Annotated in this window: 23 protein-coding genes; 17 read left to right on the plus strand and 6 right to left on the minus strand. The window is 42.2% G+C overall.

Annotated elements, in window-relative coordinates; all coding sequences use genetic code 11:
• Positions 1-220: 220 nt before the first annotated feature.
• The 9 genes from yycF (at position 221) to ACG95_RS00705 (ending at position 10,968) form a co-directional block, all read left to right on the plus strand.
• Positions 221-928: a response regulator YycF gene (gene yycF, locus ACG95_RS00665; protein ID WP_047998639.1), complete on the plus strand. Its 708-nt coding sequence runs from the start codon at positions 221-223 to the stop codon at positions 926-928.
• A 13-nt stretch (positions 929-941) separates the two neighbouring features.
• Positions 942-2,816, plus strand: coding sequence for a cell wall metabolism sensor histidine kinase WalK (walK, locus tag ACG95_RS00670; RefSeq protein ID WP_082137270.1), 1,875 nt, complete (start codon positions 942-944; stop codon positions 2,814-2,816).
• On the plus strand, positions 2,797-4,125 hold the full coding sequence (locus tag ACG95_RS00675) for a YycH family regulatory protein (RefSeq protein ID WP_047998640.1): 1,329 nt from the start codon (positions 2,797-2,799) through the stop codon (positions 4,123-4,125). The genes walK and ACG95_RS00675 overlap by 20 nt, the downstream gene beginning before the upstream one ends.
• Before the next feature lie 11 nt (positions 4,126-4,136).
• Positions 4,137-5,000, plus strand: coding sequence for a two-component system regulatory protein YycI (locus ACG95_RS00680; protein ID WP_047998641.1), 864 nt, complete (start codon positions 4,137-4,139; stop codon positions 4,998-5,000).
• Positions 5,001-5,142: 142 nt separating this feature from the next.
• Positions 5,143-5,958: an MBL fold metallo-hydrolase gene (locus ACG95_RS00685; protein WP_047998642.1), complete on the plus strand. Its 816-nt coding sequence runs from the start codon at positions 5,143-5,145 to the stop codon at positions 5,956-5,958.
• 271 nt (positions 5,959-6,229) lie between these two features.
• The gene (locus ACG95_RS00690) at positions 6,230-7,492 is read left to right on the plus strand and encodes a S1C family serine protease (protein ID WP_047998643.1); all 1,263 of its coding nucleotides are present in this window, start codon (positions 6,230-6,232) and stop codon (positions 7,490-7,492) included.
• Positions 7,493-8,049: 557 nt separating this feature from the next.
• The gene (gene rlmH / locus ACG95_RS00695; protein WP_047998644.1) at positions 8,050-8,529 is read left to right on the plus strand and encodes a 23S rRNA (pseudouridine(1915)-N(3))-methyltransferase RlmH; all 480 of its coding nucleotides are present in this window, start codon (positions 8,050-8,052) and stop codon (positions 8,527-8,529) included.
• 94 nt (positions 8,530-8,623) lie between these two features.
• Positions 8,624-10,069 carry a hypothetical protein gene (locus ACG95_RS00700; RefSeq protein ID WP_152668253.1) on the plus strand — a complete coding sequence of 482 codons (1,446 nt, stop codon included), beginning with the start codon at positions 8,624-8,626 and terminating at the stop codon, positions 10,067-10,069.
• A gap of 137 nt (positions 10,070-10,206) precedes the next feature.
• Positions 10,207-10,968: a hypothetical protein gene (locus ACG95_RS00705; RefSeq protein WP_047998646.1), complete on the plus strand. Its 762-nt coding sequence runs from the start codon at positions 10,207-10,209 to the stop codon at positions 10,966-10,968.
• Between the two features lie 531 nt (positions 10,969-11,499).
• On the opposite strand, the gene ACG95_RS00710 is transcribed toward ACG95_RS00705, so the two are convergent.
• Together ACG95_RS00710 and ACG95_RS00715 are read right to left on the minus strand one after the other, a co-directional pair.
• Positions 11,500-12,216, minus strand: coding sequence for an NADPH-dependent oxidoreductase (locus ACG95_RS00710; protein ID WP_047998647.1), 717 nt, complete (start codon positions 12,214-12,216; stop codon positions 11,500-11,502).
• A gap of 60 nt (positions 12,217-12,276) precedes the next feature.
• Complete coding sequence (locus ACG95_RS00715) at positions 12,277-12,687, minus strand: hypothetical protein (protein WP_047998648.1); 411 nt, start codon at positions 12,685-12,687, stop codon at positions 12,277-12,279.
• A gap of 169 nt (positions 12,688-12,856) precedes the next feature.
• On the opposite strand from ACG95_RS00715, the gene ACG95_RS00720 reads away from it, so the two are divergent.
• Complete coding sequence (locus ACG95_RS00720) at positions 12,857-13,438, plus strand: uracil-DNA glycosylase family protein (RefSeq protein ID WP_047998761.1); 582 nt, start codon at positions 12,857-12,859, stop codon at positions 13,436-13,438.
• A 101-nt stretch (positions 13,439-13,539) separates the two neighbouring features.
• Here ACG95_RS00720 and ACG95_RS00725 read toward each other — a convergent pair whose 3' ends face one another.
• From ACG95_RS00725 to ACG95_RS00740, 4 genes are all read right to left on the minus strand, one after another.
• Complete coding sequence (locus ACG95_RS00725) at positions 13,540-13,839, minus strand: bacteriocin immunity protein (RefSeq protein WP_047998649.1); 300 nt, start codon at positions 13,837-13,839, stop codon at positions 13,540-13,542.
• 179 nt (positions 13,840-14,018) lie between these two features.
• Entirely contained in the window at positions 14,019-14,666 is a 648-nt protein-coding gene (locus tag ACG95_RS00730; protein WP_047998650.1) for a FusB/FusC family EF-G-binding protein, read from the minus strand.
• A gap of 210 nt (positions 14,667-14,876) precedes the next feature.
• Positions 14,877-15,701 carry a DUF2785 domain-containing protein gene (locus ACG95_RS13905; RefSeq protein ID WP_053072624.1) on the minus strand — a complete coding sequence of 275 codons (825 nt, stop codon included), beginning with the start codon at positions 15,699-15,701 and terminating at the stop codon, positions 14,877-14,879.
• Positions 15,702-15,870: 169 nt separating this feature from the next.
• Positions 15,871-16,296, minus strand: a complete 426-nt coding sequence (locus ACG95_RS00740; RefSeq protein ID WP_047998651.1) for a flavodoxin family protein — start codon at positions 16,294-16,296, stop codon at positions 15,871-15,873.
• A 217-nt stretch (positions 16,297-16,513) separates the two neighbouring features.
• On the opposite strand from ACG95_RS00740, the gene ACG95_RS00745 reads away from it, so the two are divergent.
• The 7 genes from ACG95_RS00745 to ACG95_RS00775 all read left to right on the plus strand — a co-directional run bounded on the left by ACG95_RS00745 (position 16,514) and on the right by ACG95_RS00775 (position 22,535).
• The gene (locus ACG95_RS00745; RefSeq protein WP_047998652.1) at positions 16,514-16,729 is read left to right on the plus strand and encodes a DUF3923 family protein; all 216 of its coding nucleotides are present in this window, start codon (positions 16,514-16,516) and stop codon (positions 16,727-16,729) included.
• A 36-nt stretch (positions 16,730-16,765) separates the two neighbouring features.
• Positions 16,766-17,233 (plus strand): GNAT family N-acetyltransferase, encoded by a 468-nt coding sequence (locus ACG95_RS00750; protein ID WP_047998653.1) that lies wholly within the window; start codon positions 16,766-16,768, stop codon positions 17,231-17,233.
• A gap of 60 nt (positions 17,234-17,293) precedes the next feature.
• Positions 17,294-18,130, plus strand: coding sequence for a metallophosphoesterase family protein (locus ACG95_RS00755; protein WP_047998654.1), 837 nt, complete (start codon positions 17,294-17,296; stop codon positions 18,128-18,130).
• Between the two features lie 280 nt (positions 18,131-18,410).
• Positions 18,411-19,271, plus strand: coding sequence for an SDR family NAD(P)-dependent oxidoreductase (locus ACG95_RS00760; RefSeq protein WP_047998655.1), 861 nt, complete (start codon positions 18,411-18,413; stop codon positions 19,269-19,271).
• A gap of 32 nt (positions 19,272-19,303) precedes the next feature.
• Positions 19,304-20,149: an acetoacetate decarboxylase family protein gene (locus ACG95_RS00765; protein ID WP_047998656.1), complete on the plus strand. Its 846-nt coding sequence runs from the start codon at positions 19,304-19,306 to the stop codon at positions 20,147-20,149.
• 27 nt (positions 20,150-20,176) lie between these two features.
• On the plus strand, positions 20,177-20,830 hold the full coding sequence (locus ACG95_RS00770; protein ID WP_047998657.1) for a nitroreductase family protein: 654 nt from the start codon (positions 20,177-20,179) through the stop codon (positions 20,828-20,830).
• A gap of 163 nt (positions 20,831-20,993) precedes the next feature.
• Positions 20,994-22,535, plus strand: coding sequence for a PucR family transcriptional regulator (locus ACG95_RS00775; RefSeq protein ID WP_047998658.1), 1,542 nt, complete (start codon positions 20,994-20,996; stop codon positions 22,533-22,535).
• The last annotated feature ends 51 nt before the right edge of the window (positions 22,536-22,586 follow it).

The raw sequence follows: 22,586 nt of genomic DNA on the forward strand, positions 1-22,586 counted from the left end.
TGAAATACTTCCTGAAAACGAGGTGTAATTTCCCGGGAAATACTACGGCCACGCGGATTGACATTCAAAGAAAGCCAACGCTATTTGTGATATACTAAATTTAGCGCTGAAATAAAATTTGGCCAACCTGACGCGGGAGAACGTGTGAATTCCCGTAACTTATCGCGCAACACCCTAAAAATAAATTTAAACCTGATTTCCCCTAAGGAGGAAGAATTGTATGAAAAAAATCTTAGTCGTTGATGATGAAAAACCAATTTCCGATATTATGAAGTTTAACCTCACTAAAGAGGGTTATGAAGTACACGTTGCAGCTGATGGTGAAGAAGCTTTACAGAAGGTGGAAGAAGTCCATCCTGATTTGATTCTACTTGATCTCATGCTGCCTAAGATGGACGGTCTAGAAGTTGCTCGCCAGGTTCGTAAGAATTACGACATGCCAATTATCATGGTTACGGCCAAAGACTCAGAGTTAGACAAAGTCTTAGGTTTGGAACTAGGCGCCGATGATTACGTTACTAAGCCGTTCTCAAACCGGGAATTAGTTGCTCGGGTTAAAGCGAATTTACGGCGTCAGAACACGCCTAGTGCGCAAGCAACTGAAGTAGAAGAGAATTCGGATATTGAAGTTGGCGATTTAGTGATTCATCCAGAAGCCTACATGGTTTCAAAACGTGGTGACAACATTGAACTGACCCATCGTGAATTCGAATTGCTACACTATTTGGCCCAACATATCGGCCAAGTGATGACACGGGAGCATTTATTGCAGACCGTTTGGGGTTATGACTACTTTGGAGACGTCCGGACCGTCGATGTAACGGTGCGTCGTTTACGTGAAAAAGTTGAAGATAATCCAAGTCATCCTAAGTGGTTAGTTACACGGCGGGGTGTGGGTTACTATCTCCGCAATCCTGAAAATGAGTAGAGGTCACTAAACCGTGTTGAGATCTAAACGGAAGAACTTTTTTAAATCAATTAACTTCAAAATTGCGTTGGTCTTTGCGTTGTTACTGCTCATTACGTTGGAAATTGTTGGCGCGATCTTCGTTAAGCAATTGGAAGCGAAGAATATTCAGGACTTTAAAACGTCCGTTCAAATCCCAACTTACATTGATAACTCGCTGGCAGAACAGCTAACGGTGAGCAGCACGCGTAAGGCTAATGGTCAGATTAAGACGATCTTGTCTAATTACAACAATACTAACGTGGACGAAATCCGAGTCGTTGATAGCAAAGGGACGATTCGGGGGACCAGTGACGTTAATGATCAATCGGTAGTCGGTCAGAAGACCACTGACCGTAATATTAAGAATGCCATCTATAATAACCGAACCTATACGAAGAACACTTATGATACGCAAAATAACGGCCGTTATTACGTTTCAATTGTCCCGCTGTACGCGACGAGCTCAACGGGTAATAACAGTCAGTTAGTTGGGGTATTGTATGTCCGAGCTAATATGAAGTCGGTCTACAGTACGATCAACAGTATCATGGGTATCTTTGTGTTAGCTTCGTTAGTGGCAATGGTGCTGGGACTGGGAATCGCGATCATTATTGCCCGGGCAATAACTCGACCAATCGAAGAAATGCGGCAGCAAACTCAGCGAATTGCGCGCGGAGATTACGCAAGCCAAGTGCGAGTCTACAGTGATGATGAACTAGGGCAACTTGCCGGTGCGATTAATAACCTCTCGATTCGGGTTGAAGAATCACAAGAATCAACTGAAGCTGAGCGTCGCCGTCTAGATAGTGTGCTCTCACACATGAGTGATGGTGTGATTGCGACTGATCGGCGGGGGAATATTACGATTATTAATGAAACGGCATCAGAGTTTGTTGATGTCAGTGATGAAAAAGCAATTGGTAATTCAATCTTGGATGTCTTGAAAATCCGTGATGATTATTCATTACGCGATTTGATCGAAAACCAAGATGAATTGATGCTCGACTTTTCGTCCAATGAACACGACTTGATTTTAAACGCCTATTTTTCGTTGATTCAGCGTGAATCTGGCTTTATCAGTGGGTTAGTCTGTGTGTTACACGATGTTACTGAACAACAGAAGATCGATAACGATCGTAAACAGTTCGTTTCGAACGTGTCCCATGAATTACGGACGCCATTAACGAGTTTACGGAGTTACATTGAAGCCTTGAGTGATGGGGCGTGGAAAGATCCTGAGGTGGCCCCTGGTTTCTTGAAGGTCACGCAGGAAGAAACTGACCGTATGATTCGCATGATTAATGAGTTGCTGAGCCTGTCACGGATGGACTCTGGGACGACCCGAGTCGATATGGAACTGGTTAATATCAACGAGTTGTTCAACTATGTGCTCAATCGCTTCGATATGATCTTGAAGAAGGATGACAATCCAGCTAAGTATTATACGATCAAGCGTGAGTTTACCAAACGTGACTTGTGGGTTGAAATCGATACGGATAAGTTCACACAAGTGCTTGATAATATTATGAATAATGCGATTAAATACTCGCCCGATGGTGGCGTTGTTACTTGTCGGCTATTAGAGACGCATAATCAGGTCATTATCAGTATTAGTGACCAAGGTCTCGGGATTCCACGGGCTGACTTGGGACACGTTTTCGACCGCTTTTTCCGGGTCGATAAGGCGCGTTCACGGGCTCAGGGTGGTACCGGACTAGGATTAGCAATTTCTAAGGAAGTTGTTCAGATGCTAGGCGGTCGTATCTGGGTCGATAGTGTTGAGGGTAAGGGCTCAACGTTCTACATTTCCTTACCATATGAACCTTATGAGGAGGAGGACCTTTGGGATGACGACTCACAAGTTTAGTCGCTTTATGTTACCCACGATACTGACAATACTTGTCATACTGAGTGTGGGCCTCTCCGTCTATATTTGGATGAATCCGTCCCGGTATGAACGTGAAAGCAAAGTTAGTACCACGTCGTCTAACTCGACGTTAACGACGCGGACGATTGACGATATCTATTTACCGACGCAGCTGATCTATACTAATAAGCAAGGTAAGCAGACGTTATTGATCAATAAGAATGTCAGTCTGGTGAGCCAATTCAGTGAACAGCTCCGCAAGTGGGACGCGCGTAGTATTTCCAAAGTGCGGATCACATCTGCGAACAGTTACAAAGCACTGCTGAATGGTGAAGAGACGTACGTTTTGAACTTTCCAGATAGTGTTACCATCAACATGTTTAATACGGTCTTTAAGCAACATCTCAGCAACTTCAAGTCTTCTAAATTCAGTCGTATCGTGATTCCGGTGAATGATTCCAATCATATTTACTTGTTGAACGATAACCACCATGAAATCTACAGTGTTCGGTTGAAGAAGAAGTCGCTGAAGCCACTGAGTTCAGTACTGCAATCTAGTAAAGTAAAACGGTTTGCGGTTAAAATGACGTATGAAAACAACCAAACGTACATTGACTACACGCAACCCGTAACGATGCAGCACTATAGCTACCTGATGAGTAAGGCCGTTGCCAGTGAGATTGCGAACCGGTTATTGGATGCGGATGGAAATTCAACCGTTTCTGTACACAATCGTGGTAACGGTAAGCAGGAATACGCGACTGGTAGTTATAAGCGCATGACCACCGACACTAAGCTAGGGACGGTATACTTTGAAGATTACAGTGATTCGGGGACGACGCGCAAGTTATCGTTTACGAGTCAGCTAGAGAAGAGTTTTACCTATCTGTCTAGCCTGGGTGTGCCGATGGATAATATTCGCTACTATAACTATGATTCGACAAGTAGCAGTGTCATCTATCGTAGTTACGTTGAAGGCTTCCCAATCTTTAATCAGACGGAGAATGGCGATGTGCGGATTCAGTTAACTAGTAACGGGTTAGATCGTTACTACTTCTCGTTATACAGTCTGCAAGTGCCAGTTCCAACAACTGGCACTAAACAGGCTGTAACGTTACCAAGCTCCACGAGTGTTCTGAAGAAGCTCATTGATGCTGGCTATAAAGATAGCAAGCTCGGTAGTATCGAGCTGGGCTATGAATGGTCACAGAATAAGTCATCCAAGCTAGTTATCGACCTCACACCAACGTATTACGTCTACTACAATGGTAGTTGGCGGACGTACACGTCGATGCTTAATGGATCTTAGGGGGTGGCCAGATGAATTTTCGAAGAATTGAATGGATTTTCCTAATTGCATTTGTCGTTCTGGACGTCTTTTTAGGGTTTATGTTCGTGCAAACGAGTTCTAAGTCAACGACGACTTCTGGTGATACGGCAACGACGGTCATTCGTGAAATGCGAGCGGATAACATTAGTTTTAGTGATCCAAAGACCAGCGAAAGTACCGGATACTACATCGCAGGTAGCAATGATAACGATTTGAAACAACGAATCAGTCAGTTAACTGAACAGACCGCTCGGATTGAAAGTAGTGGTAAGCTAACAAGTACATTGCGGACGGTGCAGACCATAACGGCCAATAAGGCTAAGTCCGAATTGACGACGTTTATGAAGCAGAGTACCAATGTCATTCACGGTGATGAATACGTCTATGATGCGGACTTATCCTCGAAGAGTGAGTATGTCTTCGTACAAAAGGTTGCGGATGGGGACATTCTAACTAGTGCGGGTCAAGTTCATCTGACTGTCAATAAGAGCAATCAGCTGATTAGCTACACGCAAACCTACGTTGATAATGTTAAGACGTTGCGTGAAAAGGCCGTTACCATCAGCGAAAGAAAGGCGTTAGTCGCACTCTATCAGTACAATCAGGTTTCCAATAGTTCACGAATTATGTGGGCCAAATTAGGCTATTCACGATTGCTAAAACTGAAGGATAGTAGTGTTTATGTGCCGACATGGATCTTTGCCGTTCGGAGTAAAAATAGCTCGAACGTGACGATTCACCGCATCAACGCCTTTACGGGGGCTGCGATGAAGAGCGACACGACTGCGACAACAACTACGGCTGGGGTAACTGGCCTAGGAACCGCGGCAGGTATGCTGTGGCGTGCTGAATAAGTTAAATCAAGATAGGTCGATTGAGTGCGTCATTGCTCGGTCGGCTTTTTTGTTAGTGCGGGTTGCTTGCTTTTCAACCCTGGTAAAAGCGTGTATCATGGAGAGATAACAGCGGATTTCAGAGATGGGAAGAACCTAAATAATGGTATTAAAATTAGCAACGGATGATATGAAAATCAGTATTCTGGCTTCGGGAAGTACTGGCAACGTCACGTACATCGAAACGCCAGAACACAAAGTATTGGTTGACGCTGGTCTCAGTGGTAAAAAGATTACCAACTTGATGGCTTCGATTGATCGTGACATTAATGAAGTCGATAGTCTGTTTATCAGTCATGAGCATACGGATCACAGCCATTCTGCGGGGATCTTAGCGCGTAAATATGGGATGGATGTTTATGCCAATCAAGGGACTTGGGACGCCATGGCGCACCGCATTGGCGATGTTCCGGCTGAACTGTGCCATGTGTTTGACCCAAATACGACGTTAGGCTTAGGTGATTTGGATGTGGAATCGTTCAGTGTCTCGCACGATGCGGCTGAACCGCAATTCTATGAATTACACCATGCCGGCAAGTCGTTTGCGATTATCACGGATACCGGTTACGTGTCAGAGCACGTTGCTGGTGTGATCAGTGACGCTGACGCGTATTTGTTTGAGTGTAATCATGACATTGAAATGTTGCGAATGGGGCGTTATCCATGGCCTTTGAAGCAGCGTATTCTTGGTGATGAGGGGCATTTATCCAATGAAGACGGTGCTAATGCATTAATGGATGTGATTGGCAACCGGACTAAGCGAATCTATCTCGGGCATCGTAGTCAGGATAACAATATGAAATCATTGGCTCACCTAACCGTGGCATCCATGATGCAAGAACACGATTTTGGCGTGGAACATGATTTCCAACTGTACGATACTGATCCGGAACAGGCGACTAAATTAATTACACTCTAGTTGATCTCTGGAAAAGGGTGAAATCCGGGTAGTTTTTCGAACAAGTAATCGTCAAAAGTCGGTTAGTTTTGCTTAACTTTTAGCGATTAATCAGCGTTTCAACGCATACGCTTTCTTTGTGAGAATAGCAGTGATTAATCGTTTTTTTATTAAGTCTAAACAGACTTAATAATTCCACAATGCTTCAGTCATAAAAAAATCATAATTTTTCGCTAGAATAGGATTTAAAATTAATACTATGTAGGGAGGGATCGCGTTTCGACGCGCAAATATGGCTAATAAATCATTAATCAAAGTTGCAGTAACCGCACTGGTCGCCGGTTTAATCGGTGGTGGTGTGGCCTATGGTGGGATCAGTTATTTCCAAGATAGTAACGTGACCACGTCATCAACGAGTGTACCGACGGGGTCGAACAAGACGGGCTCAACGGGAACCACCAACGTTAAAGTTAACGTCAGTTCACAAGCTTCTAAAGTCTTTAGTGATAACAAGGCGGCGGTTGTGTCTGTAATTAACTTGCAGAAGAAGACATCATCAAGCACAATAAGTGGAATTCTTGGCGGTGATGACTCATCAGATAGTAGTTCAAGCTCAAGTTCTAACTCGAGTTCCAGCAAGTTAGAAGAATATAGTGAAGGCTCCGGCTTAATCTATAAGAAGAGTGGTGATGCAGCTTATATCGTGACCAATAATCACGTGGTGAGTGGCTCTAGTGCCATTCGTGTGATTATGAGTGATGGCACCAAGCTGTCAGCCAAACTTGTCGGAACCGATTCTGTGACCGACTTAGCCGTATTGAAGATCAACTCTTCAAAAGTTACTAAGACAGCTAGTTTTGGGAACTCTGATAACATCTCAGTTGGTGAAACGGCCTTAGCAATTGGTTCGCCGATGGGTTCTAACTACGCGACGACCTTGACGCAAGGGATCATCTCCGCGAAGAAACGGACCGTTGCAACGACGAATACTTCTGGTCAAACGACTGGCTATGCGAACGTTATTCAAACGGATACGGCTATTAACTCAGGGAACTCGGGTGGACCATTATTTAACATCGCCGGTCAAGTTATCGGGATCAACTCAATGAAGTTGGCTTCGGATAATTCCGGGACGAGTGTTGAAGGGATGGGCTTCGCAATTCCAAGTAATGAAGTTGTGAAGATCATCAATGAACTCGTTAAGAACGGTGAAGTGGTACGGCCAGCCTTAGGGGTTGCGACCTATAATTTATCCAATATCTCAGCGAGTGATCAGAAATCTATCTTGAAGTTGCCTACTAGCGTCACTTCTGGGGTTGTGATCATGAAGACTTACTCAAAGTCCCCCGCTAAGACGGCTGGTTTGGTGAAGTACGATGTGATTACGGAGCTGGGTGGTAAGAAGGTTACGAGCCTTGCAACGTTACGGAGCGCCTTATACGCGCACTCAGTGAATGATACCGTTACGGTTAAGTATTATCACCAAGGTAAGTTGAAGACAACCAACATGAAGTTGACGGAAACTACCAAAACGTTGACTAATCAAAGTAACTAAAATAATGAGATTTTCATAAGCGCGCCTGACTGTGAGTAGCAGTTAGGCGCGCTTTTTCGCGTTATATAGGGCTTTTGGTGAAAAAACGAAGGTTCGACTTTCAGTGTGCTGATGAATTGGGTGTTCTTGGGGAATATACATTTTAGAACCGAACGAAAAAGGGAAGTTGGGCAGCGAGTATTTTGGTTGGTTCTAATCAATGTGCAAAATTGTGGATAATTTCGGGGATAAAATTTTAGTCGTTTGGTCAAAATTTATTAACAGCCGGAATGACGGCGATTAGGCTTGTTCAGAAGTTATCCACAAGGGGCGAGCGTGCCTGTGGATTGAAATTCAAAAAGTTATTTTAAGTTGTCTGGATTCTTGATATAATAGGTTTTGTAACCGGCGTCTACGAACAAACGTTGCTGTTGAAAACTGTGGATAAGTCGGAAGGGTATTGACAAATTAGTCGTAAATAAATATTGTGACGAACTGGTGTTCAACACAATATATAGATGCACTAGTTATGCACCTGTGGATAACTATGTTAATAACTTGTGAAGAGGCGGTCAATTATGAACATCAAAATTATCTGTGTCGGTAAATTAAAGGAAAAATACTATAAGCAGGGGATCGAGGAATATGCGAAAAGAATGAGTAAATTTGCAAAATTCCAGATTGTCGAAGTCCCAGATGAAAAGGCACCGGAGTCATTAAGTAACGCAGAGATGGAAACGGTAAAGGAAAAAGAGGGTCAACGGATCTTAGAAAAGATTAAAGATCGAGACTATGTTTTTGCGTTGGCGATTTTAGGTAAGGAACGTACGAGTGAAGAATTTGCGGCAGAAATCGATAAGCTGACAACGTATGGTCACAGCGATATTGATTTTGTGATTGGAGGTTCGCTCGGTTTGGCGCCGGAAGTATTGAAGCGCGCAGATACCCAGATTTCGTTTGGGCGGTTTACGTTACCACACCAATTGATGCGGTTGGTGCTGTCGGAGCAGGTGTATCGGGCGTTTATGATTAATGTGGGGAGTCCTTATCACAAGTGATGTGATCAATATATTACAGTTTTTTTGGAGAGTGATTTTCTAATTTTTTGAGGGACTTTTTTGTTTCTTAATTTATATGGGACTAGGGGATGTATTGGAAAATAGTAAAAAGGGTACGGAGATTATTAAAGATTACAGAGCAAAAACGAGTATCGCATTTGCTTGCTTAGATGCTAGAATTGATGTCGCAAATATTGAAAACTTATTGAGGTCAAAGGCTCTATATTGTGCAGTAACAAAAGATTTGAATTTTATTCGATTTCAAAATAATGAATTTGAAAATTTTGATCTTGAATATGATTCTGAACATGATCAACCAGGAGCAACCTTTCGTCTTAAAGGAGCTTCTCTAGATGATTGTAATCCGTTTGAGACACATTACCTTACTGAAATTATTGCTGAATATGCAATGCGGGATTTTTTCTTTGTAGAAGGTAGTGCATTTGAAGAGCAGTATGATTATTTTGTGTTTTCACCAATTGTGATAAGTACTTCTGGCAAAGATAGTTGGGATATACAAGTCTATCCAACTATTAAAATTGAAGACAATCAAATTTTAATAGTTGAGTTCCATTATTTTCCAAATGATGATGAGATTGTAGTTCAAGATTTTGCTGATATGATACTTAAAGCAAGTACAGTGCTTTCGGATGTTAAGTTTCCAATGGAATATATTTCTGCGTTATCTTTATCATTTGACGAAAAAACAGTTGAAAAATTTTCTTTTGAAGGTGGAGACACATTTTTAGCGAGTCTAACAAGCATACGGTATCGTAACGTTTTAAGCTTGGCAGCTGGATTTATTTCTATGTTAGTGAAATATGAAGGGTATACTTGGTTTAGCCAAATTGCAATAACAGTAAGTAATAAAAATTTATCGGATTCTGAAATTCGACTTCTTTTGTATGATGTGGAATCTAAAACAACTAATTCACGTTATTTAACTGAATTGAATGATTTTAGTCAGTGGGAGCACGCTCATTTATATGTATCAGGAAGAGTGACGTTATCATTGGGAGATATTTATGAACTTTCGGTTCCAACGAATATAATTTGTGATGAAATATGTGTTTTGAATGCAAAAATTCAGAGTTATACGGATGCTATTGAAGAGAGTTCAAGTATTACAGAACTTCTTGAAGTAAAACAAGGTTTATTGAAACTAAGACATTCGATTAGAAATAAGTATGGGCGCACACTAATGTTTCATGACATTATGAATTATATTGCAACAACTTTATTTGACATTGATTGTGCCATTGATGATGTGACTCAAATTTCAGACGTGTTTCTTGAAAAAGCAAAAGTAGCAAATAATCTTCGTAATACGCTTTTTCAGAATATATTAGCCTTTGTATCACTTCTTTTATCAACATCAGCAGTGGTTGAATTCATTTGTAAACCATTCTATCAATTGGTATACGGAAAGAGTATGTCGCCTTTTCTTCAACTGGTAAATTATGGATGTGTACTTCTTTTATTTTCAATATTGATTGGTGGAGTGTGGTTTGGTCTCAAATTGTTCGAACAAAAAAAGTAAACAACCCAATACAAGATTAATGACCGGAAGAAATCGAATAACGCTAAGTCTAGCTATCTAATTTAATAGTGACTACTTTATGAGATGAATTACTATCTTATAAGTGAAATGTTTTGGGATAAGGGGTTTAGGTATTTGTGGAAACATTAGTTTTAAAGTTGGTAGATAAGAAACATTTGAATTCTTTTTTGAGATATGGAGAATTACATTTTGGTTCAACAGATTCATATAGAGAAATTGAAGAAATCAATGGAAATATTGGTATTGGAGATAGAAATGAGGGTGTTTTTAATCCAGCGGTAAAATATACTGGTTTTTATCCTCATAAGACTTTATTAGGATTACCAAATAATGTAAGTCTAAAGTATCCTGCAAACATATTTTGTGTGGTACAAATTCATCCAGGGATAGAAACAGACAGTAGAATTAAACGAGATGTGATTATTAATTTATATGATTCACTAATGAGTGATACACAATATGAAAAAACAATTGTTGGGTTTAAAAATTTTAATATTGTTAGTGATAGAATAGTCCAACGATTAAATAAGTTTTACGCAAATGGACCTTTGAGACAATTGAGGGGGCCAATCCATTATGTAGAGCGAGGATACATGGCAGAAGAAGCTCAGAATATTGCCATGACATCTGAGTTTAGTGGTATTCAGCCGAGAATAGGCTCGGTATTAGCAGCAAACTTAGTGAAAGAAAATAAGTTTTTAGGTGAATATGAATATAGATTTATATTATTTCCTACAGAAGGAGGTTTAAAAATCTTAAAAAGAAGTCATAATAATATCAGAATTGGTGATTTGAGGAAACAAACAATCGTTATTGGTGATTCAATAGAGGACCTGATAAATGCAGTTGAAATTTCGTTTAATACGAAAGTTGATTAATACCTAATAAATAAGAAACCGGATACCTCTATCAAATGGATATCCGGTTTCTTTACTTCGTTAAGAATAGCTATATCTTAATCAATTCTACAGTTTGTTTGCCAGATGTGTTATTAGCGTATGAGTGTGATGGTGTATTGCGTGAGCTCTTGGCACGGATACTAGTTGCTGATGAGGATTTCTTTGCAGCGTTTTTCTCAGGATGGATGGACCCATGATGAGCTGCTTGCGGAGCTATACCGATTTTATCACATGCTACTAATCTGGGGCGGTGTCTTTTTCCCGAAGATGACTTGAATGCGGATGAAGGTGATTCTGTTGTCGACATTTTGACTGCAGAATTGATTGGATTGCTGTCAAAATGGGTGAAACAGGGGTGTGAAGCAACACTAGAACAGGTTACGCAGATGATGCAGAAGGCGCTAACGGTAGTGACTGATTCCATATAATCACCACACTGATATGGCAGAAGTAATCATCTAAGTTAAAATTGGTACTGATTTAGAAAGTTATTTTTACCAATATAATTGACTATTTTAATAAAAATCCCTGTCGCTGTAATGCCGCCAACAATTCCCCACGTTTAGTCGGAGTAGTCCCAGCTCCATTAGTCAAAAGGTGTGTGAATGATTCGACGCGTTTGTTAGTATCGCGCATTGCATAATACTCACGAATGACGTCATCATAACTGTCCCATTGATTCTGCCAATCTTCTGGAAGTTGGTAGGTATTTTCAAACGACATCAGATCTTGCGGCATACGTGGTTTAAGTTGTGGTTGCTGATCAGGATAGCCAACGATAACGCCACAGATTGGGAATACTAACGGTGGTAAGTTCAGAAGTTTGATCAACTGCATGGGATCATTCAAAATACTGCCCAGAATGACGGTTCCTAAGTCCATACTTTCAGCAGTAGCAACCAAATTTTGTGCAGCTAACAGTGTATCAGAAGCGCCTTGAATGAATTTATCCGCGGTATGAAGGCCACTGGTATCGTGTTGATCAGCGGCTAAAGCGGCGCGATGATGATCGACTAGGAAAATCAACAACTCACCGTTACCGTCAATATAGGATTGTTTACTGATTCCGGCAATCTGTTGGCGTAAGCGGTGATCGGTGATGTGAATGATACTAAATGATTGCAGGAAATGTGACGTAGCTGTATTTTGGGCAGCTGTAATGAGTTGTTGCAATATTGGTTTTCCGATTGGTTGGTCGGTGAATTGACGGATTGTACGGTGAGTCATGCGAGTCACTCCTTCGAAATTATATAAATAGTATTTTAGCTGTCTTTTTTGAAATCGACTCTAATTTGTCTCTTTATTTAAAATAAATTCAATAAAGGCGTCTGTAGTGCCATGGAATCTAGCGACGTGTTCCATAAGATAAAAACTGCTGGTTTCTTCGGGATCATCAGTTTTCCCGGTCGTATCAAGTATGTAAATTCTTTTGTGTAGCGCGGTGGCGATGCCGAATTCAATATTTGATCCTTTTCCACCTGGAAAGATAAAAACGAAAAAATCACAATTTATGAGTCCTTGATATTCTTGCTCAGCAATATCATGAAGCTGATCTAAATTAGGCTGTTGGGTGTTTTTAGCCCAATCATAAGTGCGTATTAATCCCGTATTTTCAATTTTCCGGGAGATATCAGTGATTAGAGTGAGCAATCTGAAAGAACCGGCAATATAGAATCGTTTTGGATTAGAAACAGTCACTGCTACACCTCCTAGAATTTGTTTTACAGTCACCAGTGTAAAAGTAGTGTGGGCCAGGTACAAGTGAAAACATAAACACTTGATGGATTTTGCTTGTAAAATAGCAAAGGGGTATCATTATTATATAAAGAAAAATATCCGAATTATTAAGAATCGCAGGTGTCCAATCATCACAACTATCGAAGAAATTACGCAAGCAATTATAAATGATCCAGATAACGCCGAATACACCGCTAAGGGCTGGATTCCACTGTTTCACGTCCTACCAACGGCTACGATATTGGTAATCAGCCAAGCTCCTGGGCGCATTGCGCAGACTACGGAAACGTACTTCAACGATGCGAGTGGGGATCGGTTACGTGACTGGATGGGTGTGACACGTGATCAATTCTATAATAGTGATCGAATTGCAGTCATGCCCCTCGACTTCTACTACCCTGGTAAGGGCAAGAGTGGCGATTTGCCACCACGCAAGGGTTTCATGGATAAATGGCACGAAGCCTTGCTAGAGATGATGCCAAACGTCCAGTTAACGCTATTAGTGGGCCAGTATGCCATCAAAGCCTACCTCGGACGGGAACGGCAGAAGACGCTAACAGCAACGGTTCAAAATTATCAGGATTATTTGCCAGCATACTTCCCATTAGTACACCCATCACCGTTAAACTACGGCTGGCAGAAGAAAAATCCGTGGTTCCAAGAAGATGTGGTTCCTGATTTACAAGCACGAGTTAAAGTAGCACTTAAATAGCGCGTATTATCCTAATTAATATTAAATATATTATTTCAAAAAACAGGATTCCATACCAGTCTCAATATGACTGACATGAAATCCTGTTTTCAATTATCTAATTAATTAAGCCCTGCAGTCATAGTTACTGCCGCAGTACCCCAATAGTAATTTGAGGTTAAAGCAGTTTGCTGATATAGCGTGTTGATAGCTTTAAGTGGTCGTTTTAAATGTTGTCGCGCTGCGCGTGTGGTAACGCCATTTACCTTAGTTGCAACGCTCAAATAATTCCCCGTTTTATCTAATTCTTGTGCACAAGCAAGTAAGTCTTCCCGTAACTTAGCATCCTCAGCAACTTCTGGATCATTATAAGCTGCGCCGATTTGTTGTAACAAGCGCTCAGCCTTTTTATTATTTAACATTCAATCATCTCCCCATATGTTGGGAGTATAGCACATTAAATTTATAAAAATCATTTTATTCCTAAACGTACAATTATTGGTGATAAACGTTAATTTAGGATAATCAGTTCCAACTATAAAACCCCTTTAGAACCAGCTAAATACGCTGATACTAAAGGGGGATTGTGATTAATTTAAGATTAACGTTTCGGTCGCACTACCGCCAAAAAATCGGTTAGTGACTGCGGGTCTGTCAATTGGCGGTTACACTGAGCGCTGTCACGACAAATGTAGTTACCGTTACGCGTGTAGGTTCCACGCCCGGATGATTTAGTCGTCGACATAAAGAGCGCGACGCTACCGATCGTCTGGCAGATTGCACAGAGACCCTTGACCGTTTGTGGTGCAAGGTCGCCTTGAATACCAATCAATTGATCATGGTAGGGGGCGACGAGATATTTCTTTTGACTACCGCTATCGTTCCAGCCTAGGTACGTTAATTCATGCAGTTCAAGCTCAGACCATGCTGGTTGATTGAGTTTCTTCACCTTACGGAACAACTTACTGAGCTGCTTGGTGCTAAGGGTTGGAAATGGAATCACCATTGGAATCAACGTTGCCAGCAATTGAGGTGCTTTTGCTCGCGTCAATCGTTCAGTTTCTAAGTAGTGTAGAAACGCTGTTGTCACAGGCTGTTCTGGCGGCAATAACGGTGTAATCCGTGCGATTGCATTGGCGCGCATGACGGTACGGATTTGTAGGTCGTTGACGGCTAGTTCAGCACTGATGAGCTGATTAACTTGCTGGGTAATATAACTGTATTGATAGGCGGTAATTGTCGGTTTCATAAATAAATGTTCCTTTCAGATTCAAACCAGACACTTCTCTGAAAGGTCGTGCAGAAAAGTGTCGCTAACTCGCAGCACTTTTCTGTACAGATGACGATGCCATCATCATTAATCATCTCCTTGTGATCTACCAGTTTAGTGGCAGTGATAAACAGTATATAAAAAGATGATTGGAATATCAATGGAGCTGTTTTGAGCTTGCAGTAAATTTTACTGTAAATAGCCATTTTGGCGATAATAGTAGTTACTTAAGTCAGTAATTACTTGGCGATTAATATTGGTTTCAGGTAGCAAAAAGTATAAATGATGAATAAGACTGACCCAATTATGTAGGCTGGCATTCATTGCTGAATTAGACTTGGTGGTAGGGTGCCACAATAACTGATCCGTCGCACGTAGCCAATCGCTCAAGTCTGAATCTGTCAGCTTATTATGTTGTAAAGCCAGTAATAGTGGTTGTGCTAATCGCGGTTCTTCGTCAGCGATAAAAGGCTGTGTCTGACGAATAATGACGCCTTGTAGTTCGGTTAAAACCGCTTTAGATGATTGGTTAGGGAATTCAGGATGTTGCCAAGCAGCACCTAGTAAATCACTACCATGAGCAATGCCGTGCGCCCAGCCTTTATCTTCGACGAAACCACGTTGATCATGTTCAGCAGATAAATAAGTTAGCGCATCGTTGAAAAATTGTTGCCGTTCAGTTAGAGATAGCCAGCCGGACTCAGCATCACTGAGAAGGATTTCAGTTGTTAATAGGGCGGTAAATGTCCGTAAAAAGACAAAATCATTAGTTGGTTGATCAATAGCTTTGAATAGCCAGTGTTCCTGTAAAAGTGGTTGAGCAATGTGCTGCCGCTGCTGGGGAGTAAAGGCGTGTTCTTCGAAGCCACGACAGAAGAGTGTGTAGACTAAACTATCCCGGATATCAGGATCGAGGTCACCGACGTGATTTAATAAGGTGGTGACTTGGATGTCTGTAAAATGTAAATCAGGTTTATTGAGGAGTGCTTGTAGTGAGTTAAAATTTTCTGACATAAAATCATCACCTTTAGTTAATATTGCTAGTTATTTTACGCTATTGCGGATAGCAATCAAAGTTTAGGAGAATGTTTCACGTGAAACATAGCAATAATGATCATATTAAATAGAACCACTGTAAACTTGAAAATCAGGTTTACAGTGGTTCTATTAAGGGTGATTTTAGTTATTCTGCCAACATCTTCCGCGCAAAATCCTTTACGTCTGTAATCTGATCGTCCTTCAGAACCCCGCCGGATTGGCCAAGGATTTTCATTCCTTTGCCACCCATCACTTTGTGAAAGTGACCGATCACGGGAATGCCTTTGTCTGCAGCAATCTTGGTCAAAGCTTTGTCGGTGACCATTTCAGGACCGCCAGAAGTAGTGAAGAGGGCGATCTGTTTCACCTTTGTTGGATCGAGCGTATCCATGAATGCTGAGGCAGCTTTGTCCGGTTTCATAAAGTAGGTGCCACCACCGAAGAATAAAGTGTCAGCCTGTTCGACAGGTGTGTTGGTACTCTGAGCTGCTACACCAGCAATGGCTGCAATCTGTTCTGCAAATGCCTTAGTATTACCGTTACGTGTTTGATAACGAACTGCGATTGTCATGTGAATCCCTCCATAAAATTAATCAGAATTATTAAAAGATTGTTTTGAGAAAGTCTACCTAAATTGGTAATCTATGGATAGAACTAAATTAAGTATAAGTCGTCTTGTAATCGATTACAAAGTCGTTTGGTTATAAATTAGATAGTAGGGTTAATAGCTTTCACTGGTCCACAGATTGTTAGTACTGGTGGAGTCATATTCAACAGAGAGGTTAGGGATGAAAGGCAAACGATGGTGGCTGCTGAACGGAGGAGTCGGGATTATCGTATTTTTTGGAATTGTGCTTATCTTGGTGCGCCAAGTTGATGGTGCTGGGCACGTTGAAACACCAGCTTCAAGATTATTAGCAATCGCAACCTTAGTCGGCTTTTTCATGCTAATAGTGGTTATCGAAGTGATCGTACATCTGATTATTAAAGCATTTAAACGGTAAACTAGGCATTATTTGATACCAGATAGGAGAATTGAAATGAAATTTGAACGATTAACGCAAAGTAATGCGCAATTGATTGCGGATCATTGGCACTACCCAGATGAGTATGCGTTTTATGACGCGACTGCTGATCCTGAAGACTACGAGGAATTAGTAACGCCGGAGCAACGTGGCACTAATTATTATCAAGCTCTTGAACAAAATCAGTTGATTGGCTATTTTGTTGTTGAAGCAACGGATAATATGGATGAAGTCGAAGTTGGCTTGGGAATGGCGCCAGATTTAACCGGTCAGGGAAACGGCATGGCATTTGTTCGCAACGTCATCAATGAGGTCCTGCTACAGCAACATCCTAGTCGAATTGTACTGGACGTTGCTAAGTTCAACGTCCGCGCCCAGACTGTCTATCAGCGATTAGGATTTCAAGTCAGTGGTGAACATCTGCAAGCAACCAACGGCGGACACTATCCATTTGTGCAAATGATTCAGAAATACCCACAGTAGTTTACGAAGCGTGCAGTTCAGTAGTATGCTGGGGTTACCGATTACGAAAGAAGTGAGTCGATGCGGAAAATTGCAGTTATTTCGGATGTTCATGGAAATGTGACGGCTTTAAAAGCGGTCTTGGCTGACGCTCAGGAACAGCACTGTACGGACTATTGGTTTCTCGGTGACTTGTTCTTGCCGGGCCCCGGTACCAGTGACTTATTAGCACTTCTCGATGAGGTTCATGTAACCGCGTATATCCGTGGTAATTGGGAGGAAGGACTATTCGAAGTTATAGACGGTCCCATTACGGATACGACGGCCGGTTCCATGTACTTAACCATCTTAGGTGATAACCTACTGCAGCAGCTTTCGACGGCTGAAATCAAACGCATCCGGCACTTACCAACCAGTCAAATGATGACGGTCGCAGGCGTTAAATTTCAGCTGTCGCATAACCTGCTAACGAAAGACTATGGTGGGGAACTCATGCCTGCAGCGGATCAAGCTAATTTTGACGAATTAGCTGGTTCTGAAGCCGACATCGTCCTGTACGGGCACACACATCATCAATTATTACGGCAGAGTAGCGCGGGCCAGCTTATCATTAATCCAGGAACGGTTGGGATGCCGTTTCCACACTGGGAGCGCTTCTTAACGGATCTGCGGGCCCAGTACGCAATTATTACGTTAGATGACGCCGGACTACCAGCTGTCGATTTTCGCAAGGTCGCTTACGATGCTGAATCGGAACTGGCCTTGGCCAGCCAACGTCAGCTACCGTACCTAGAACTCTATGCGGAACAGTTAAAAACGGGGGCTGTTTATACTCACGATGATGAGACTTTAGCGCGTGTGACGAATAAACTCGGTTATCAAGACTGGTTTCAAACGGTATTGAAACGGGTTAATTAAAACAATAGACGATAAGTGAACGGATTAAGTAGGACTTGGGATAGGATTCCAAGCCCTTTTTGGGCGTCCATGATCCAAAGTAAATTTTTTGTGAATAATTACGCATGGAGAAAACCTCCAATTTGGGGTAGGTAAATGTAGACTTTTTACCCCTTACTACTTATTTATGTAAGCGTTACCATATAGTTGTAGTTAAGATGGTTAGCCGGTCAACCAGTCTTAGTCAATGTACTTAAAGTAATTAATCACAAAGTTTAACTGGAGGAGGATTCACATCATCATGAAAGATTTTAAAGATAAAGTATTGTTCATTACTGGCGCAGCACACGGGTTTGGTCAAGTGATTGCCGAAGGGGCTGCTGACCGCGGTATGAAGATCGTCATGGTTGATATTGATGAACCTGCACTAAAGGAAACTTATCAAACAGTGCTTGATAAAGGTGCCGAGGCGTTGATGATTACCGCTGATGTCACTAAGGAAGACAGTGTTGATGACGCGGTTGATCAGGCGATGGCCAAGTTTGGCCGGATCGACCTATTGATTAATAACGCCGGAATCGCGTTACCAGGACGGATTTGGGAATTACCAACTCGCGATTGGGAATGGATCATGCATATCAACTTGATGAGTCAGGTTTATGCCATGAAACGGATCATTCCAATCATGATTCAACAGAAGACCCATGCCGATATTCTAAACGTCGCATCAATCGCTGGGTTAGTTGACACTCCCGGAATGCCATCGTACCACGCTAGCAAGTTTGCCTCCGTTGGGATGACTGAAGCGACTGCCTACGACCTACAACGGGCGGGCATCGACATCGATATGCATGTCATGTGCCCAGGATTTGTTCAAACTGATTTATATCACACGGAACAGCATCGTCCAGCACAATACACCGACGCAACGGACCCATACTATCAAAGTGAAGCCTTCTTAAAGGGCCAGCAGTTTGCGAAGTATGTGATTACGAACGGTAAACCAATCGATACGATTGCGGACACCGTCTTCAAAGCCTTAGAAGACAATCGTTTCTACGTTTTGACTCATCCAGAATTCAATCCACTCATTCAGGATCGGGTAAAACGGATCGTTGAAGATGGCGCACCAGATGTACACGTGATGGATGGCCTGATGTAAATTTAGCATCATCAGCAAAGGAGTGTTTTACTATGACAAAATTAATTGCTAGCAACGAAGACGTTAAAAACTTTTTGAATTCACCAAGTATGAATGATCAAGCAGGGATTGGCTTTGCATACGCAACTGACGAAGCAGTCCTCAAAGAATTGATTCCCGCACCATTGAAATTAGTCGCACCAGTTGTTTGTGGCTACGTCGTTCACATGGGCAAACCAACCTTTGGGGCACCATACCTTGAAGAAAGCCTATTCGCACTAGTTAGCTATAAAGACAAGATGATGGGCGCCTACCCAATCAATTTACTCCTACACGGCCCAGGTGCTGAAAATGGTGTGATTGCTGGTCGCGAAGGTGCTGGGATTCCTAAGAAATTGGCTGACGCTATCGAATTACGTCGTAATGACAACAGTGCGACGGCAACGGTTGCTCGTCACGGCAAGACCTTGTTGAATGTTAAATGGGAAGCTGGCGAATTGAATGATCCATCAATCATGCAACAGTTTGCTGGTCAGTTAGCCCTTGGCAAGGAAGCTGAAATGAACAGTTTCTTCTACAAGTATGGTATTGACCAACATGAAGATGGGACTAACCACTTTACTAACGTTCAATTGATTGCGAGCCAGCTGCGTTCCTTAACGGATCAAGTTGAACCCGGCAAGTTGAGTATTGAATTGAATTCGACGGATGACGATCCATTTGGTGAATTAAAAGTCTTGAAACCATTAGGGGCTGCTTGGTTCCACATGGACACGTCAGTAATGTACAACACCTTGAAACTCGATGAAGTCGACGCTGAAACGACGATGCCAAAATTATTAACGGGGCGTTATGACCGGGGCTTCTTCAATCCTAAAGCTACGACTTACATCATCTAATTTGGTCATAAAAGTGAGGTTTTGATTATGTCAGAAGCAACAAAAAAATTCGTAAACAATGATTTAGCGGACGTCGTCTTTGATCGTCACTCAGTTCGTCAGTTTGATCCTGAAGTTAAGATTTCTCGTGATGAATTACAAGAAATGATCTCAGAAGCTGCGACCGCACCTTCCGCTTGCAACTTGCAGTCTTGGCACTTCGTCGTTATCGATACGCCAGAAGCCAAAGAAAAGTTCAAAAAAGCCGTTATGAAGTTCAACTATCCGCAAGTTGACAGTGCTTCAGCCATCGTCTTCATTGCCGGTGATACCCAGTCACACTTGGTTTACCGCGATGTTTGGAATAAGGTCTACGAAGATGGCAATATCACTAAGGAACGGTTGGACCAGATCTTGGGGACCTTCCTACCACTGTATGAAAATGCGACACCTGACTTCTTGAAATTTGATGCGACGATTGATTGTTCAATTGTCGGCATGCAATTGCTATTGATGGCGCGTGCACACGGCTATGACGCTAACGCCTTCTCCGGAATTGATTTTGAAAAGATGATTCCAACGCTTGATCTTGATCCTAAGCGCTATGTCCCAGTAATGGGGATTGCGATTGGTAAATCAGCTCAGGAACCGCTACACACCACTCGTTACGACGCTAAGACCCAGATTGACTTCTTAGCATAACGAACACATAGTAGTAGCTAAATGCTTAAAATAAAACCCACTGAATTGGATGGATTCCGATTCGGTGGGTTTTACTGTAAATACCGACTTTACAATAGCGCTTACATTAACTATGATGAAGGCAATTGGTATGATGCGAATGAGTAAAAAGGGGGTCCACGTCATGCAGCTTAAATCATTAATTCGGCAGCTTTCAGCTACTTTTGAGATTAATATAACGACCGACTTGGTTCATAATCCGGAGATTCGGCAGGTACAGTTTGTTAGTTCAACGGGAGAACTGCAAGCAAACCGGTTATATTTAGAGCCACAGGCCAATCAGCTAGTACGTCTGAGTTATGGTTGGCATGGACAGGAACAAATTGTGGGTCAAGTGATATTGGGGACACGGATCACAACGGTAATTGCGGGGCAGAATCAACTACTAAAACTATTAATGACGATGGGTAAATGCCTGCATCACGATATCGAACTACAAGCGATGATCAATACTTTAGCAATCAGCGCGATTACAGCGGATTTTGATACAACACTAGCGCAAGCAGTGGATTTGCTTCAGAATCCGCTAGCAATCATTGATTTAAATGGTCAGATTTTGACGCGCTCACATACGACTCAGTTGAATGGCGCTAGTATTCACGCAGCGGTTGAGAGTAACAAGGTGGGGCGCTGGTTATTGGATCATGGTTTTGCGCCTGATACGCCTAATTTCTTGACCCAAGTGTACGTTGCGCAGGATCAGCTCTCAGCCGGACCGATGCTGATTACGCCGCTAGCTAATGGGGATGAACCAATCGGTTATTTGGTCATGCCGGCCTTGAATCAGCCGCTAAATGACCGTCAAGCACTGCTAATCAACGCGATTGGTCAGGTAATTGCGGGTTCACTAGTCAAAAATCAAATTATGCCGACTGCGGAATCGCAGCGCGACCGATTACTTAAAATGTTATTAACAGAACGACAGGGGACGACATTTGCGGATCAGTTTGCTGAACAAGGTGTTCAGTTACCTGCTGCAATGGTGTTAGTGCGCTGTGAACCGCTGGCTGATCAAGCACCGATGATCTTACAACAACGGCTACAATACTTGATGTTGCCAAAATTTCAGCAGGTTTTGGTAGCGACGTTCAATCAGCAGTGCGTTGCGTTGATTTCGATTGATTTAGCGGCCTATAATCAGGCTGACTTCAGGGATACGTTGCAACTCATCACTCAGCAGGCTGATTGTCGTTTGATTGTGTCGCAACATTACAGTAATCCCGAGGATACCTTTGCGGCGTATACGGTTTGTGAGCGGGTTGCCAAACTAAAAACAGTCCGTGGGCGGGTGGTCTTTAGTGAAGACCAATTCTATAACTTAGCACTTGCGCGAGTAAATCACTTGGAAATTTTACCGTTCTTTATTAATCCGGCGTTACGATTACTGATGACTTATGATACGTGTAACCACACGGAGTTAGTTGCAACCCTAGATACGTATTTACGTGCAACCTGCAATTTAACGCGAACGTCTACGCAGTTGTATGTGCATCCGAATACTCTGCGTAATCGGCTTCAGCACATTACGAAGTTAACGGGGTGCGATCTGCGGGATGCAGAAACTTGTTTTAAATTAGCGGCGAGCTTTAAACTGCAGCGATTCTTAGAACGTAACCAGTATCGTGCGGCCTTGCCGATACCAACACGGGACGAGTTACACGAATAGCCTTATGCAATTATATGCAACCGGTTGAATGAAAGATGGTTAGTTTTGATG

The organism is Lactiplantibacillus herbarum (assembly GCF_001039045.1).
Lineage (GTDB): Bacteria > Bacillota > Bacilli > Lactobacillales > Lactobacillaceae > Lactiplantibacillus > Lactiplantibacillus herbarum.